12 protein-coding genes are annotated in these 16,524 nt (G+C 70.0%); 11 read left to right on the top strand and 1 reads right to left on the bottom strand.

Annotation, left to right across the window (positions count from 1 at the left end; all coding sequences use genetic code 11):
• Nucleotides 1–120: 120 nt before the first annotated feature.
• The 10 genes from ACK8N7_RS07435 (at nt 121) to carB (ending at nt 14,353) form a co-directional block, all read left to right on the top strand.
• Nucleotides 121–1,131: an SGNH/GDSL hydrolase family protein gene (locus ACK8N7_RS07435; protein WP_403215619.1), complete on the top strand. Its 1,011-nt coding sequence runs from the start codon at nt 121–123 to the stop codon at nt 1,129–1,131.
• Between the two features lie 212 nt (nt 1,132–1,343).
• Complete coding sequence (locus ACK8N7_RS07430; protein ID WP_500441593.1) at nt 1,344–3,635, top strand: iron-containing redox enzyme family protein; 2,292 nt, start codon at nt 1,344–1,346, stop codon at nt 3,633–3,635.
• Between the two features lie 99 nt (nt 3,636–3,734).
• Nucleotides 3,735–5,573, top strand: a complete 1,839-nt coding sequence (locus ACK8N7_RS07425) for a carbamoyltransferase family protein (protein ID WP_403215615.1) — start codon at nt 3,735–3,737, stop codon at nt 5,571–5,573.
• Nucleotides 5,574–5,652: 79 nt separating this feature from the next.
• The gene (locus ACK8N7_RS07420) at nt 5,653–5,802 is read left to right on the top strand and encodes a hypothetical protein (RefSeq protein WP_403215613.1); all 150 of its coding nucleotides are present in this window, start codon (nt 5,653–5,655) and stop codon (nt 5,800–5,802) included.
• A gap of 43 nt (nt 5,803–5,845) precedes the next feature.
• Complete coding sequence (locus ACK8N7_RS07415) at nt 5,846–6,799, top strand: TauD/TfdA family dioxygenase (protein WP_500441590.1); 954 nt, start codon at nt 5,846–5,848, stop codon at nt 6,797–6,799.
• 66 nt (nt 6,800–6,865) lie between these two features.
• Nucleotides 6,866–8,119, top strand: a complete 1,254-nt coding sequence (locus ACK8N7_RS07410; RefSeq protein ID WP_403215609.1) for an ATP-grasp domain-containing protein — start codon at nt 6,866–6,868, stop codon at nt 8,117–8,119.
• Nucleotides 8,120–8,273: 154 nt separating this feature from the next.
• Entirely contained in the window at nt 8,274–8,564 is a 291-nt protein-coding gene (locus tag ACK8N7_RS07405; protein ID WP_031125713.1) for a hypothetical protein, read from the top strand.
• Nucleotides 8,561–9,820, top strand: a complete 1,260-nt coding sequence (locus tag ACK8N7_RS07400; protein ID WP_403215605.1) for an ATP-grasp domain-containing protein — start codon at nt 8,561–8,563, stop codon at nt 9,818–9,820. The genes ACK8N7_RS07405 and ACK8N7_RS07400 overlap by 4 nt, the downstream gene beginning before the upstream one ends.
• Nucleotides 9,817–10,971 carry a glutamine-hydrolyzing carbamoyl-phosphate synthase small subunit gene (carA, locus tag ACK8N7_RS07395; protein WP_500441587.1) on the top strand — a complete coding sequence of 385 codons (1,155 nt, stop codon included), beginning with the start codon at nt 9,817–9,819 and terminating at the stop codon, nt 10,969–10,971. Before ACK8N7_RS07400 ends, carA begins: the two co-directional genes overlap by 4 nt.
• Complete coding sequence (carB, locus tag ACK8N7_RS07390; protein WP_500441585.1) at nt 10,964–14,353, top strand: carbamoyl-phosphate synthase large subunit; 3,390 nt, start codon at nt 10,964–10,966, stop codon at nt 14,351–14,353. The genes carA and carB overlap by 8 nt, the downstream gene beginning before the upstream one ends.
• Here the strand turns inward: carB and ACK8N7_RS07385 are convergent.
• Nucleotides 14,275–14,922 (bottom strand): LysE family translocator, encoded by a 648-nt coding sequence (locus ACK8N7_RS07385; RefSeq protein ID WP_031126948.1) that lies wholly within the window; start codon nt 14,920–14,922, stop codon nt 14,275–14,277. The genes carB and ACK8N7_RS07385 overlap by 79 nt on opposite strands.
• Nucleotides 14,923–15,151: 229 nt before the next feature.
• Between ACK8N7_RS07385 and ACK8N7_RS07380 the strand changes: the two genes are divergently transcribed.
• Nucleotides 15,152–16,498, top strand: a complete 1,347-nt coding sequence (locus ACK8N7_RS07380) for an aminotransferase-like domain-containing protein (RefSeq protein WP_403211605.1) — start codon at nt 15,152–15,154, stop codon at nt 16,496–16,498.
• Nucleotides 16,499–16,524: the final 26 nt, after the last annotated feature.

The raw sequence follows: 16,524 nt of genomic DNA, 5'->3' as shown, positions 1-16,524 counted from the left end.
GCGCCTTCCCGACCACAGGGTTCTCTTCAGTCACGGCTGCCGAACGGCAAAGCTCGTCACGTACGGCGCCGAGACACGCCCACCGGAAGAGCGAGCCCTGAATCGAGGAGCGTCCTGCCCGTGAAATCCCAGCGTGAACTCTTGACCCCCCAGATGTTGCGGTACGACGATTTCGATGACCGTGCGGAGACCCGGTACCTGCCCTATCTGATGTATTTCCACCGGGCGGACTACCGTTCGGCGACGATAAACACCGACCGGCTGGGATTCAGGATCTCCCACGGCGCCACCGAACAGGGATCGGTGGCGGATCCGCCGAAAGGACCGGTCCGGCTGCTGGCCGGCAGCTCCACCCCGTTCGGGATCGGGGCGACCGCGGACGCCGCCACCGTGGCGTCGCGCCTCTGGACCCGGTACGCGCCCTCCGTCCCCTGGCTCAACTTCGCCGGACGCAGCCACAACTCGATGCAGGAGCTGCTGCTGTTCCTGATGCACCGGGAACTGGTCCCCGAGATCGACGAGATCGTCGTCTTCTCCGGCCTCAACGACCTCGCGCTCAGCCGGCTGCCCGACTCCCAGCGCGGCGACCACGGCGGATTCTTCAACTGCGGCGAGTACTTCGACAGCATGGAGGAGCTGCGCGCCTCCCACCGCAAGCCCAAGCGGGGCTTCGGCCGGCGCCCCGGAGGACCGGAGGACGCCCCGCATGTGGTGCCCCCGCTCGCGGACCGGATCGCGTACGCCGTCGACCTGACCTCCCGCCACCTCGCCGCGCTCCGCCTGCTGGCCGGGCCGACCGGCGCCCGCATCACCTACGTGTTGCAGCCGCTGGCGACCTGGGTGCGGGAGTCCGGCCCGCCCGAGGAGAGGGCGATCTTCGGCGAGCTCGACGGGATCTCCAACTTCTGGGAGCTGTACGGCGACATCGCCACGCTGGAGACCGGCCGCCGGTACGCCGACGCACTCCAGGTCGCCTGCAAGGAACAGGACATCCGCTTCCTGGACCTGAGTCCCGTTGTCGCCGAGTCCGTCAAGGACGACGACTGGCTCTATGTGGACCGGGCGCATTTCACCGACCACGGCACGGAAATCGTCTCCGGCCTCCTCGCCGAATCCCTCGGGCTTTCCTGACCGGTTCGGTCCGGTCCGATCCCCACGTACTCCCTTTACGCAAGAGAGGGCTATTCAGCCATGTCGTTCGTAAAAAACCTCATCGCGAAAGTGTTCCGGCGTAAGCGGAAGCCCAAGAACGACGCCTCCATCTACCCCATGTTCTGACCGCACGCGACGGAGAGCACGCGACGAGAGCACGAGACCGAGACCGAGACCGAGAGAGGGGAACGATGCACAGCCAACAGGCAGCTGCCACGGCCACGCTGTCCGCAGAGCATCAGGCGGGTCGTCCGCACGGGCTGCCGGGGGACGGCGGCGGCTCCGCGCGGACTGTGTACGCGTACGCGACGGACCCGGAAGCGTCCCTCCCCGAGGGCCGGTTCGTCGAGGAGGTACGGACCGTACTGCGCCGCCACGCCACGGCCACAGGTGACGGCTCACCCGACGACCTCGACGCTCTGGTCCGGCAGGCCGCCGACTGGGGGACCGGTGAGCGCGAGCGCTACCTCGGCCTGGCCGTGGGCGGGGAAGGCACCGGAGACCGCCCCGACGGCCACCGCCAAGTGCTCGTCCGCCGGGCCGTCCTCGGCTGCGCCCCGCTGGCCCTCATGTCCGGGGCCTGGCTGCAGTGGCTCAGCGCCCCCGGCAACGCCGACGACCCCCTGGTGCTGCGCATCCTCGCCCTGTACGCGTCCGACGTGGGCGCCGGCCACCCGGCGGCCTCCCGGGGCAGTGCCTACCTCGAACTGTTACGCAGGCTGCGGCTCGCCGAGAACGCGGCACCGGCGGCCCGGCTCACCGGCGACCAGCGCATCCCGGACGGGGCGTTCCGCCTCCCGGCGCTGCTCCTGGCGATGAGCCGGCGCCCCGACGACTTCCGGGGCGAGATCCTCGGCGCCGACCTGTGCCTGCGAGCCGTCGGGATGCTGCCCGCACTGGAGCTGGTCAGGGAAGTACTGCCGACGGAGACCGACTGGGCGACCCTCGACCCGGCCGACAGGCGTGAGACCGAAGGGCCCCTGCCCGTCGAGCGGTGCCGTGGAGCGGTGGACGCGCTGGTCGAGGAGGAGGGCGCGCGGGGCGCCGACGCGGTGCGCTCCGGCTTCCGCTGGATGCTGGCCGGCCTCCGCGACTGGTCGGATGCGCTCCACGCGGAGCTCGTGGCGGCCGGGGACCCCGCGTTCGACATGGCCGAGCTGATGCGGGTCCGGTCGCGTGAAGGCGCCGTCTACCACCACCAGTTCCTGCTGGAGGGCAAGCCCCTGGCCCGCTGGCTGGCGGAGTGCCGGACCGACCCGGGGCCGCTGCTGGACGTCCTGTCGCGCAGCAAGCTGGTCAAGCCCGGTCGTTCCGGGGCCAGTTCGCTGGTACGGGGGCTGGTCGGCGAGCGCGGACCGATGTTCCGGGTCTTCTCGCCGGAGGATCTGACGGTGATCCGGCGGTGGATCGACTCGCTCCCCGTGAAGCCCGCAGAAGCGCCGGAACCGCAGACGGAACCGGAACCCGAGCCGGGGCCGGAGGGCGTACGGGTCGGGGTCGCGCCGCAGAAGTCCTTCCCGGGCGGCACCCGGGACCCCCTCGCCGCCGTCGCCGGAGCCCTACGGGCGGGCGCCCGCTCCCCGGGCCGCACCCCGTCCGGGCTGCGCGAGGCGTACCACCTGCTCATGAACCGTACCGACACCCCCGCCCTCCGCTCCTGGGCCATGGAGTACGTCGCCGGCTGGCTCGCCCGCTCCGGCCACGGCATGGACCGTACGGCGATGCAGCTCCCCGAGCGCTGGGGCCACGAAGGGCTCCGGCCCTGGCTCCAGGCCCAACACGACCAGCACGGAGCGGAGTTCGAGGAGAACGCGGCGATCCCCCTCCCCTCGAAGGAAGCGGTCGTCGACGACACCGTACAGACGGCCCCGCTGACCCTCATCGACGGCAGCTGGCTCCAGGGATTCACCGACTACGAGCAGGCCTCGTCCGCGATCGGGCACTCCCTCTTCGAAACGTACTGGGACGAACTCGGCAACGGCGAACCGCACTTGAACCATCCCCTCATCTACCGCGATGTGCTCAAGGAGATGGGGGTGGAGCTGCCGCCGACGGCCTCCGCCGCGTTCGCGCAGTGGCCCGGCTTCCGTGAGGAGTCCCTCGAACTGCCGGTGTACTGGCTGTGCGTGGGGCGCTTCCCGCAGACCTTCCTGCCGGAGGTCCTGGGGCTGAACCTGGCCATGGAGCTGTCGGGTGTCGGCGGCACCTACCGGCGGGCGCGCCTCGCCCTGAAGGCGTACGGCTTCAGCACCCGCTTCGTGGACATCCACAACACCATCGACAACGTCGCCACCGGGCACTCCGCCTGGGCGGCCGACGCCGTGGACACCCTGCTCGCCTCGCTGCCCGACGCACCGGGGCCCGGTGCCCGGGCCGACGTGTGGGGCCGGGTGCGCGTGGGCTACCGCTCGCTCAACCCGCCGAGGGGTGTCGGGGCCCGGCTCGCCGCCCGCCGCACCCGCTTCACCGGCCGCCGCAGGTGAGGCCCCGGAAGCGGACCGCCGGCCTTCCCGTGCCCAGGCGGTCTCCACCCCCGCCCCGCCCCCGATCCCGAATCCGAACCCAGCCGGAGGAACGCAGCGGTGTCTGACCTCATTCTCGGAGTCTCCGCCTTCTACCACGACAGCGCCGCCGCCCTGATCGCCGACGGCGTTCCCGTGGCCGCCGCCCAAGAGGAACGTTTCACCAGGCGGCGGCACGACCCCTCGTTCCCCTCCCGCGCGGTCGAGTACTGCCTCGACGAGCAGGGCGTGAGCCTGGACGACGTCTCCGCCGTCGCCTACTACGAGGACCCCCGGCTGAAGTTCCGCCGGGTGCTGGCGACCTTCGCCGGCGCCGCGCCCACCGGCTTCGCCTCCTTCCGTGACACCCTGCCCACCTGGCTCGGCCGCGGCGGCAAGCTGCACACGGACGAGACCGTGCGCGCCGAACTCGCCGCACTGGGCCGGGGCCGGGTGCCCGAGCTCTCCGTACGCCGTCACCACGAGTCGCACGCGGTCTCCGCCTTCTTCCCGAGCCCCTACGAGTCCGCCGCCGTGCTCTGCATCGACGGCGTCGGCGAATGGGCCACGACCACCCTGTGGCACGGCCGGGGCACCGACCTCCGACCCGTCTCCGAAATCCGCTTCCCCCACTCGCTCGGCCTGCTCTACTCCGCCTTCACCTACTTCTGCGGCTTCAAGGTCGACTCCGGCGAGTACAAGCTCATGGGCCTCGCGCCCTACGGCAAACCGCGCTACGCCGACCTCATCCGCGAGAAGCTCATCGACCTCAAGCCCGACGGCTCCTTCCGCCTGGACATGCGCTACTTCGAGTACCTGCGCGGCCAGGTCATGACCGGACGCGGCTTCGAGAAGCTCTTCGGCGGACCGCGCCGCACCTCCGAAACCCCGCTCACCGAGCGGGAGTTCGACCTCGCGGCCTCGGTACAGGCCGTGACCGAGGAGGCGGTGCTCCGGCTCGCCCGGACGGCGCGCGAGCGCACGGGGGAGTCCCGGCTCTGCATGGCCGGCGGTGTCGCGCTCAACTGCGTGGCCAACGGCAAGGTGATCGACGCCGGGATCTTCGACGAGGTGTGGGTCCAGCCCGCCGCCGGTGACGCCGGGGGAGCCCTCGGCGCGGCCCAGGCCGTCGCGATGGAACGAGGGGCCCGGCGCGACCACGTGACGACGGGACACGACGCGATGAGCGGTTCCCTGCTCGGCCCCGCCTACGGTGACGAGGAGATCGCCGCCTACCTGGACGCGCACTCCATCCCGTACCGGCGGCTCGACAGCGACACCCTGGCCGCGCAGGTCGCGGACGGGCTGGCCCAGGGGAAGATCGCCGGCTGGTTCCAGGGGCGCATGGAGTTCGGCCCCCGCGCACTCGGCGCCCGGTCCATCATCGGGGACCCGCGCAACCCGGACATGCAGTCGGCGATGAACCTCAAGATCAAGTTCCGGGAGTCCTTCCGCCCGTTCGCGCCGGCCGTCCTGGCCGAGGACGCCAAGGACTACTTCGACCTGCCGCAGGAGAGCCCGTACATGCTCGTGGTCTCCCAAGTCGCCGCCGCCCAGCGGCTGGAGGCCCAGGACGGCGGAGCCTCGGGGCTCGACCTGCTCAAGGTGCGGCGCTCCACCATCCCCGCCGTCACCCACGTCGACCACTCGGCGCGCGTGCAGACGGTGACCGGCCACAGCAACCCGGCCTACCACCGGCTGCTGACCGCCTTCAAGTCCCTCACCGGCTGCCCGGTGCTGGTCAACACCTCGTTCAACGTACGCGGCGAGCCGATCGTCAACTCCCCGCAGGAGGCCTACACCTGCTTCATGCGGACCGACATCGACATGCTGGCGCTCGGCAACTTCCTGCTGGAGAAGAGCGACCAGCCCGCATGGCAGGAAGCGTCCGACTGGCGCGACGAGATCCCCCTGGACTGAGCCTCCCCCCCCCGGACGCCTGCTGGTTCCCCCGGGCCGAGGGCCCTCCCCGCCGCCACGAGAAACGGACCGAACGTCCATGCGTACCTTCCTGCTCCTCATCACCTACTACCTCGTCGTGACGCCGATCGGCCTGCTCGGCCGACTGACCGGCGACCCCCTGGCACGCCGCTGGAACCGGCGCGCCGACACGTACTGGAACGCGCCAGCCCCGTCACCGGCTCGCTGAGCGATGCAACGAGGGCGTGCAACCGACCTAACGGAGACAGACGATGACCAGCTTGCTCCAGTTCGCCCGGTACCGAGTCGAGGACAGCGCCCGGGACCTGTTGCGCAAGGAGATCTCGGCCCGGGTATCGGAGACCAGCCTCGATTCCGACCTCGACGACGCCATCCTCGGCTCCATCGGCGCGTACGCGCTGCGGCGCCATCTGCCCGGTGACATCCTCCAGGGCAGCCAGGTGTTCACGGCGGCGGGTTCCCACGCGCTGCTCCTGTCCAACCTGCCCACCCAGGACTTCCCCGCCACCCCGGTCACCGGATTCGCCGACGAGAGCGAACTCGCCGTGACCAACGCGATCCACCTGGGGCTGATCCGGCTGCTCGGATGCACGCCGTTCGCGGTGAGTTACGAGAACGACGGCCGGCTCATCCGCAATGTGGTGCCCAACCCGGCGGCCTCCGGAACCACCAGCTCCTGGGGGGCCGACTCGGAGTTCTTCTGGCACTCCGACAACCCGCACCAGCCGTTCGGCCCGCCCGGATCGGACCCCCGGCTCTACACACCGCCCTACCTCACCTTCTTCGCCATACGCAACGAGGAGCGCATCCCCACCGAGATCGCGGCCCTCGACGACGTCGTCGTGCGGCTCGACGAGGAGTCCCGGTCCGTGCTCACCGGGCCGGAGTTCGAGGTGGGCGCACCCGACTCCAACGACGGCGGGACGATCGGCCCGCTGGTGAAGACCCCGGTCCTGGAGTCCGGACCGGACGGCCGACACCGCGCCCGCTACGACCGGGGGACCACGACCGGTCTCACCCCCGCCGCCCAGCAGGCGCTGGAACGTTGGCGAGCGGTCCTGCTGGACATCCCGTCGGCCGATCTGATCCTGCAGCCGGGCGACTTCATGATCTTCGACAACCTCCGTGTGCTGCACCGCCGCAAGGCGTTCACCCCGCATCCGAACACGACGGCCCGCTGGCTCCGCCGCTGCTACGCCGCCTGACCTGGAGAACGTTCCGATTCTCCGCCCACCCGCACCCACCGCACACACCACTTCGAAGGGAACCCCATGGGCAAGTACCGCGTGGCAGTCATCGGCGGCCGGCCGGCACCGGTCACGGGAGCCAAGGAACTCGGCATCGACGTCGTCCTCGTCCACGAGGAGGGCGCCTACGACGTGGCCGTCGCCCAGCACTGCGAGCGCATCATCCACGGCTCCCTGGACGACGGCCCCGCCATCCTCGAACTCCTGAAGCCGCTGCACGCCGAGCGGCCCTTCGACCGCGTCCTCACCACCACCGAACCGGCCGCCGAGTCCACCGGCTTCGTCGTGGACGCCCTCGGCCTGCCCGGCGTCACCGAGTTCACCGCCCGCGCCCTCAAGGACAAGGCGCTCACCCGGCAGCTGCTGGACGAGCACGGCATCAGCCCCGTCCGCTACCGCATGGTGAACAGCGCCGAGGAGATCGCCGCGTTCCGGGCCGAGGTCGGTGACCGGATCATCGTCAAGCCGGTGGACGGCGTCGCCAGCCTGCACATCCACCCCGTTGACGGACCCGAGGACGCCGCGAAGGCCTGGCAGGCGCTCCAGGAGGCCGACATCGCGACCGTCATCGCTGAGGAGTACCTGGACGGCCCCGTCGTCAGCGTCGACTCCTTCTCGCACGCGGGCCGCCACCTCACCATCGGCTACTCCGAGTACCGCATGAACGACCGGTACGTAGAGTGGGAGGTCAGCACCCCCAGCCGGTACGCCACTCCGTGGCTCGCCGAACTCCGTGAGCTGACACCGAAGTTGCTCGACGCGGTGGGCCTCACCGAAGGTCCTTCGCACAGCGAGTTCGTCCTCACCCCGAAGGGCCCGCGCGTCCTCGAATCGCACGCCCGCCTGGCCGGCAGCGGCGCACCCGAACTGGTCCGCCGCGCCTTCGGACTCAACCTCAACCGGATGTTCCTCACGGTCCCGCTCGGCATCGACGAGCTGCCGCAGACCTCGCCCGAGCCGCTGGGCGGCGCCGCGGTCAGGTTCTTCACGCCGGAGCCGGGCACCATCGACGCGGTCGAGGTGGACGACGACGCGGCCGACGCGATCCGCCGGGTCCCCAGGGACGAGAAGCAGTACGTCTTCCTGCCGTACCTGGACGAGTTCACGGACACGGAGGTGGCGGCGGTGATCGGCAAGAGCGTCGGCGAGACCGTGCCCCCGCTGCTGACCGTCGCCGACTGCGTCTCCGGGTACGTCATCGCCTCCGGTCGCGACGCGGACGACGCCGTGGCCAAGTGCGACGCGACCAACGACCGCATCCGCTTCAAGACGAGCTGACACCGGCGCTGCCTTCCGGCCCCGTTCCACCCAGTGCGCCGCCTGCCCGGGTGGCCGGGACCCCGAACCACGGTCCCGGCCACCCGGCCTGGGTACGGCCCCCTTTCCCTCTGCTCCTGTCTCCTGTCTCTTGTCTCCTGGGATGGACTCACCCATGAACACGATCATTTGCCCCGTCGTGGCGGAGGGGTCCAGGCCGGACCCCGTCGCCCAGTTGCACACCGTCCGCCGGCTGGTCGAGGAGCGGTACAGCAGTGAGCAGCCCCTCGCCCGCGCCGCACTGCACCTGATCGACTGCGCCACCGACATCGTGGGCCAGCTCCCCGACGGCGACCTGGACGCGGCGCGCGGCGCACTCGGCTCGGCCCGGGCCGCCGTGGTCTCCGCGACCTTCGCGGTGGGCCGGGTCCGGGACATGTCGGCCGCCGGAGCCGATCAGGCATGAGCGAACACGGCAAACACATCGTCGTCATCCACCGCTGGCGCGACCGCCACGCCCACTACGAGGACTACGTCGACCACCGCGCCCACCGGGTCACCTACGTCACCACGGAGCTGGCGCTCGACTCCGTGCCCGGTGCCGCGGCAGCCGCCCGTACCGTCCCGGCCACCGACGACCTCGACGCCGTCTGGCGCGCGGTCACCGAACTGCGGACCCACTTCGGTGTGCCCGAGCGGGTGGTCGCCCTCAACGAGGGCGACCTCGACACCGCCGCACTCGTCCGCGAGCGACTGGGCTGCGCCGGCCAGACCTCCGGCCCCCTGGCCCGCTTCCGCGACAAACTCACGATGAACCAGGTCACCGCCGAGGCCGGGATACCGGCCCCCGCCTTCGCGGACGCCCCCGACGAGGCCGCAGTCCTGGCCTTCGCCGAGGACCACGGCTGGCCGGTCGTGGTCAAGCCGCGCCGGGGCACCGCCAGCCGGGGCGTCGTACGCCTCGACTCGGAGGCCGACCTGCCGCTGCTGCGCACATCGCCCCCGGAACCGCGTCTGGTGCAGCAGTTCTGCGCCGACCCGATCTTCCACATCGACGGCCTCTGGACCGGCGAGGAGCTGGGCCCCTGGCGAGCCTCCCGCTACGTCAACACCTGCGTGGACTTCACCCAGGGCGAGGCCCTCGGCTCGGTGGAGGTCGACGACCCCGAACTCCTCACTACTTTGGGCGAGTTCACTTCACGGGTCTCGAGGGCACTCGGCCCGGACCCGTGGGTATTCCACCTGGAGGCGTTCGTCGGTACGTCGGCCGACGGCTCACCCTCCATCCAGTTCCTGGAGGCGGGCTACCGGGTCGGCGGGGCGGAGATCCCGTTCGTCTGGCGGGAGGTGCACGGCATCGACCTCGCCCGGGCCGCCGCCGACGTCCAGCTCGGCCGGCGCCCGGAGCTGCCCGTACCGGAGGTGTGGCGTACGGGAGGCTGGCTGCTGGTGCCCTCACCCGTACCGGCCCCCTGCCGCGTGACTGCCTGGGAACTCCCCGAACCGCCGACCCCCGACGAGGGCCCCTACGCCCTGGTGGTCCCGGCCGTGGGCCAGGTGGTCCCGCGCGTGGGCGGGTACGAGCACGTGGGCGCCCGGTTCCGGTTCCGCGGCGGATCGAGCGGTGACGTGGAGAAGGCCATCCTCAGGACGGCGGCCCAGTTCCGCCTGGAGTGCGTCCCGGAACGCGGAGCACGTGTGGCCTGCGGACTGGATCGATGACGGGCGGGAGCAGCGGAGGACCGCCCGCCGTACTCGTCCTGCCTGCGGTGCTCGTCCTGGAGGACGGCCGTGCGTTTCGTGGCCGTGCTTACGGGGCTTTGGGGGAGACCTTCGGGGAGGCGGTGTTCTCGACGGGCATGACCGGTTATCAGGAGACGCTGACCGATCCGTCGTACCACCGTCAGGTGGTGGTGATGACGGCTCCGCATGTCGGGAACACCGGGGTGAATGACGAGGATCCGGAGTCGGCGCGTATCTGGGTGTCGGGGTATGTGGTCCGTGATCCTGCGCGTAAGCCGTCCAACTGGCGTTCGCGGCGGTCGTTGGATGAGGAGCTGGTGGCGCAGGGGGTGGTCGGGATCAGTGGTGTCGACACGCGTGCGTTGACCCGTCATCTGCGGGAGCGGGGTGCGATGCGGGTCGGGATCTTCTCCGGCGAGGCGCTGGCCGACGAGGCTGCGCTGCTGGCCCGCGTCCAGCGGGCTCCTCAGATGGTGGGTGCGGACCTGTCTGCCGAGGTGGCGACGAAGGAGGCGTACGTCGTTCCGGCGATCGGGACGAAGAGGTTCACGGTCGCGGCGGTGGACCTGGGGATCAAGGGGATGACGCCGCGCCGGATGGCGGAGCGTGGCATTGAGGTGCATGTGCTGCCCGCGACGGCGACGCTGGAGGAGGTGTACGCGGTCCAGCCGGATGGTGTGTTCTTCTCCAACGGTCCCGGTGACCCGTCGACGGCCGATCATCCGGTCGCCCTGATGCGGGGTGTTCTGGAGCGGTCGACTCCGTTGTTCGGTATCTGCTTCGGCAATCAGATCCTGGGCCGGGCGCTGGGTTTTGGTACGTACAAGTTGAAGTATGGGCACCGGGGGATCAATCAGCCGGTGCAGGACCGCACCACGGGCAAGGTCGAGGTCACGGCACACAACCACGGCTTCGCTGTGGATGCGCCGCTGGACCAGGTCTCGGAGACCCCGTTCGGGCGTGCCGAGGTTTCCCACGTGTGCCTGAACGACCAGGTGGTGGAGGGTCTCCAGCTGCTGGACCGGCCGGCGTTCAGTGTTCAGTACCACCCTGAGGCGGCGGCCGGTCCGCATGACGCCGCGTACCTGTTCGATCGTTTCGTTTCTCTGATGGAGGGCCAGCGTGCCTAAGCGCTCCGATATCCAGTCCGTCCTGGTCATCGGCTCGGGTCCGATCGTCATCGGTCAGGCTGCCGAGTTCGACTATTCCGGGACCCAGGCCTGCCGTGTTCTGAAGGCGGAGGGCCTGCGGGTCATCCTGGTGAACTCCAACCCGGCCACGATCATGACCGACCCCGAGATCGCGGATGCCACGTATGTGGAGCCGATCACCCCGGAGTTCGTGGAGAAGATCATCGCGAAGGAGCGCCCCGACGCTCTGCTCCCGACTCTGGGTGGTCAGACGGCGCTGAACACGGCGATCTCCATGCATGACAACGGTGTGCTGGAGAAGTACGGGGTCGAGCTGATCGGTGCGAATGTCGAGGCGATCAACAAGGGTGAGGACCGCGAGCTGTTCAAGGGTGTCGTCGAGGCGGTGAAGGCGAAGATCGGGTACGGGGAGTCCGCCCGCTCGGTCATCTGCCACACCATGGACGACGTCATCGCCGGGGTGGACACCCTCGGTGGCTACCCGGTTGTCGTGCGCCCCTCGTTCACGATGGGCGGTGCGGGTTCCGGTTTCGCTCACGACGAGGAGGAGCTGCGCCGTATCGCCGGCCAGGGTCTGACTCTGTCTCCGACCACCGAGGTGCTCCTGGAGGAGTCGATTCTGGGGTGGAAGGAGTACGAGCTGGAGCTGATGCGGGACCGCAACGACAATGTGGTGGTCGTCTGCTCGATCGAGAACTTCGACCCGATGGGTGTCCACACCGGCGACTCCATCACCGTCGCCCCCGCCATGACCCTCACCGACCGGGAGTATCAGCGGCTGCGGGATGTCGGGATCGCGATCATCCGTGAGGTGGGTGTCGACACCGGTGGCTGCAATATCCAGTTCGCGATCGACCCCACCGACGGGCGGGTCATCGTGATCGAGATGAACCCGCGTGTCTCCCGCTCTTCCGCTTTGGCGTCGAAGGCGACGGGGTTCCCGATCGCCAAGATCGCTGCGAAGCTGGCCGTGGGCTACACGCTGGATGAGATTCCGAACGACATCACGGAGAAGACGCCGGCTTCGTTCGAGCCGACGCTCGACTATGTGGTGGTGAAGGCGCCGCGGTTCGCGTTCGAGAAGTTCCCCTCCGCCGACTCGACCCTCACGACCACCATGAAGTCGGTGGGCGAGGCGATGGCGATCGGCCGGAACTTCACCGAAGCCCTCCAGAAAGCGTTGCGCTCGCTGGAGAAGAAGGGCTCGCAGTTCGCCTTCACCGGTGAGGTCGGTGACAAGGCCGAACTCCTCGCGGAAGCGGTCCGGCCGACGGATGGCCGGATCAACACGGTGATGCAGGCGATCCGGGCCGGGGCGACGCAGGAGGAGGTCTTCGACGCGACGAAGATCGACCCGTGGTTCGTGGACCAGCTGTTCCTGATCAAGGAGATCGCGGACGAGCTGGCCGCTGCTGACAAGCTCGGCCCTGAGTTGCTGGCCGAGGCCAAGCGGCACGGGTTCTCGGACGCGCAGATCGGTGAGATCCGGGGCCTGCGTGAGGACGTGGTCCGCGAGGTGCGCCACGCGCTGGGGATCCGTCCCGTCTACAAGACGGTTGACACGTGTGCGGCGGAGTTCGCGGCGAACACGCCGTACTTCTACTCCTCCTACGACGAGGAGTCCGAGGTCGCCCCCCGCACGAAGCCGGCTGTGATCATTCTGGGCTCGGGTCCGAACCGGATCGGGCAGGGCATCGAGTTCGACTACTCCTGCGTCCACGCCTCCTTCGCGCTGTCCGACGCCGGGTACGAGACGGTGATGGTCAACTGCAACCCGGAGACGGTCTCCACGGACTACGACACCTCCGACCGGCTGTACTTCGAGCCGCTCACCCTGGAGGACGTCCTGGAGATCGTCCACGCCGAATCGTTGGCGGGCCCGATCGCCGGGGTGATTGTGCAGCTCGGCGGCCAGACTCCCCTCGGCCTCGCCCAGGCGCTGAAGGACAACGGGGTCCCGATCGTCGGGACCTCCCCGGAGGCGATCCACGCCGCCGAGGACCGTGGGGCTTTCGGCCAGGTCCTGGCCGAGGCCGGGCTCCCGGCGCCGAAGCACGGGACGGCGACCGCCTTTGCCGGGGCGAAGGCGATCGCGGACGAGATCGGCTACCCGGTTCTGGTCCGCCCCTCCTACGTTCTGGGCGGGCGGGGTATGGAGATCGTCTACGACGAGACCCGCCTGGCGTCCTACATCGCCGAGTCCACCGAGATCAGCCCCACCCGCCCGGTCCTGGTCGACCGGTTCCTCGATGACGCGATCGAGATCGATGTCGACGCCCTCTACGACGGCACGGAGCTGTACCTCGGCGGCGTGATGGAGCACATCGAGGAGGCCGGGATCCACTCCGGCGACTCGGCCTGTGCCCTGCCGCCGATCACGTTGGGCGGGTTCGACATCAAGCGGCTGCGGGCCTCGACCGAGGCCATCGCCAAGGGTGTCGGTGTGCTCGGGCTGATCAACATCCAGTTCGCGCTGTCCGGGGACATCCTCTACGTCCTGGAGGCCAACCCGCGCGCCTCCCGCACGGTCCCCTTCACCTCGAAGGCGACCGCTGTGCCGCTGGCGAAGGCTGCCGCCCGTATCTCCCTGGGTGCGACCGTCGCCGAACTCCGGGCGGAGGGTTTGCTGCCGAAGACGGGTGACGGGGGGACGCTGCCGCTGGACGCGCCGATCTCCGTCAAGGAGGCCGTCATGCCCTGGTCGCGTTTCCGGGACATCCACGGCCGGGGCGTCGATACCGTCCTGGGCCCGGAGATGCGCTCCACCGGTGAGGTCATGGGCATCGACTCCGTCTTCGGTACGGCGTATGCGAAGTCGCAGGCCGGGGCCTACGGGCCGCTGCCCACCAAGGGGCGGGCGTTCATCTCGGTCGCGAACCGGGACAAGCGCTCGATGATCTTCCCGGCCCGTGAGCTCGTCGCCCACGGTTTCGAGCTGATGGCGACCTCCGGGACGGCCGAGGTCCTCAAGCGCAACGGGATCAACGCCACCGTCGTGCGCAAGCAGTCCGAAGGGGAGGGGCCGAACGGGGAGAAGACGATCGTCCAGCTCATCCATGACGGGCAGGTCGACCTCATCGTCAACACCCCTTACGGCACCGGCGGCCGGCTCGACGGTTACGAGATCCGCACCGCCGCCGTCGCCCGCTCCGTCCCCTGCCTCACCACCGTCCAGGCCCTCGCCGCGGCCGTCCAGGGCATCGACGCCCTCAACCACGGCGACGTCGGCGTCCGCTCCCTCCAAGAACACGCGGAGCAGCTCACAGCGATGACGGCACGGGATCAGCTCGAACTGGCAGGCATCGAGGTGTCCAGGGCGACCGAGACGGCCAGGAGGGCGAGTGCCGTTCCCATCATGTAGCGCTGCACCTTGAGCCAGCCGGGGCGGCGGGCGAGGAAGATGGCGATGGATCCGGCGGCCAGGACGATGCTCAGGTTGATCGTGAGGGCCACCACGATCTGGACGGAGCCGAGCACGAACCCCTGGAACAGCACATGCCCCGACTCCAGGTTGATGAACTGCGGGATGAGCGAGAGGTACATGATGGCGATCTTCGGGTTGAGCAGATTCGTCATCAGCCCCATCGTGAAGAGCTTGCGCGGGGAGTCGTGCGGCATGTCCTGGGGGGCGAAGACGGAGACACCCCCGGGCCTCAGGGCGGTCCAGGCGAGGTAGGCCAGGTACGCCGCGCCGGCCAGCTTCACCGCGATGTACAGCTCGGGCACCGCGATGAAGACCACCGAGAGGCCGAGGTTCGTCGCCAGCAGGTAGACCAGGAATCCCACCGCGACACCGCCGAGGGAGACGACTCCGGCGCGCCGGCCCTGGGTGATGCTCCGGGAGACGAGATAGATCATGTTCGGTCCGGGGGTGAGCACCATCCCCAGGGCCACCATCGCGACTCCCAGTACTCCGGTCAGCTCAACCATTGCTGTGCGCCGCCTTCAGTTCCGTGGTCAGTTCTGCGGTCAGTTCCGTCGTCGGCTCCGTGCATTTCCGGTCTCCTGCGGAGCCAGGCATCGGAGCAATTCGAGTGTAAGGTCAAATCTTTCCTCGGTTCAATACGGAATATTGAACTCGGTGCAATGCTGTGCTTCGCTGTCGATGAGGGAGTCGGCGGGTGATGCCGACGAGTGATGGGTACGGGAGGTGAGGTTCGTGAAGGACTACCGGAGCGTCGCCGACGCGGTGGCGGAGGAGATCAGAGCGGGCCGGCTCAAGGCGGGTGAACGGCTCCCCGCCCAACGGGAATTCGCCCGGAAGTACGGCATCGCCAATTCCACGGCAACCCGCGTCTATCAGGAGCTCGCCCGCCGGGGTTTCACCGTCGGCCATGTGGGCCGCGGCACCTTCGTCTGCGACGCCCCCGGCCCGGCGGCCGCCGCCCCCCCGCTGTCCGAGCCCGCCGACAGCCGGATCGACCTGGAGCTCAACTACCCGGTGGTGCCCGAGCAGGCCGGGCTGCTCGCCGCCGGTCTCGGCAGGCTGCTGCTGCCCGACCGTCTGGAGCCGGTACTGCGACCGGTCGGAGCGGCCGGTACCCCCGCCGCGCGCGATGCCGCGGCCGGCCTGCTCGCGCGGGGCGGCTGGCGCCCCGATCCGGCGCGGATCCTGTTCGCCGGGAGCGGCCGCCAGGCGATCTCGGCGGTCGTCGCCGCGCTGACCCGGCCGGGCGCGCGGCTGGGCGTCGAGGAGCTGACCTATCCGGTGCTCAAGGCGATCGCCACCCGGCTCGGCGTCACCCTCGTGCCGCTGGCGATGGACGCGGACGGGCTCATTCCGGAAGCGGTGGAGGAGGCGCACCGGGCCGGGCCGCTGCACGCCGTCTACGTACAGCCCGTCCTGCACAACCCGCTGTCGCTGACCATGTCCGCGGGCAGGCTGGACCGCCTGGCCGATGTGCTGCTGACGTGCGGGATCCATGCGATCGAGGACGCCGTCTGGGCTTTCCTCCGGGACGATCTGCCGCCCCTCGCGTCGCGTGCGCCGGAGCGGACGGTCCTTGTCGACAGTCTGTCCAAACGGCTCTCCCCGGGGCTGTCCCTCGGGTTCGCGGTGGCCCCCGCCGCCGTCTCGGCCGGGGTCGCGGCCGCTCTGCGCTCGGGTGGCTGGACGCCCATGCGGTTTCCCCTGGAGGCGATGGCCCAGTGGCAGGCGGACGGCGCCGTGGAGGCTCTCGTACGGGCCAAGCAGCGGCAGGCCGTGGAGCGGCAGGAGATCGCGGAGCGCCACCTCGGTGACTTCGTGACCCGTAGCGCCCCGGGGTCGTACTACCGCTGGTGGGAGCTGCCGCGGCCGTGGCGCGCCGACACCTTCGTCGCCGCTGCGGCGCGGCACGGTATCGCGGTGACTCCGGCCGCCGCGTTCTCCGTCGGGCGGAGCCACCGCGGGCCGCACGCGATCCGTCTGGGCCTCGCCTCGCCGGGCGCCGAGACCCTCTCCCGGGCCCTCGCGACCCTCGGCGACCTCGCCAGGTCGGCCCCGGACGATCTCGCCCAGGACTGAAGCGGTGCCTCCGGGCTCCCTGGGGA

Source organism: Streptomyces griseobrunneus (genome assembly GCF_046713465.1).
Classification (GTDB): Bacteria; Actinomycetota; Actinomycetes; order Streptomycetales; family Streptomycetaceae; genus Streptomyces; species Streptomyces microflavus.
Note: the sequence above shows the minus strand (reverse complement) of the source record. Positions and strands in the feature narration are given on the sequence as shown.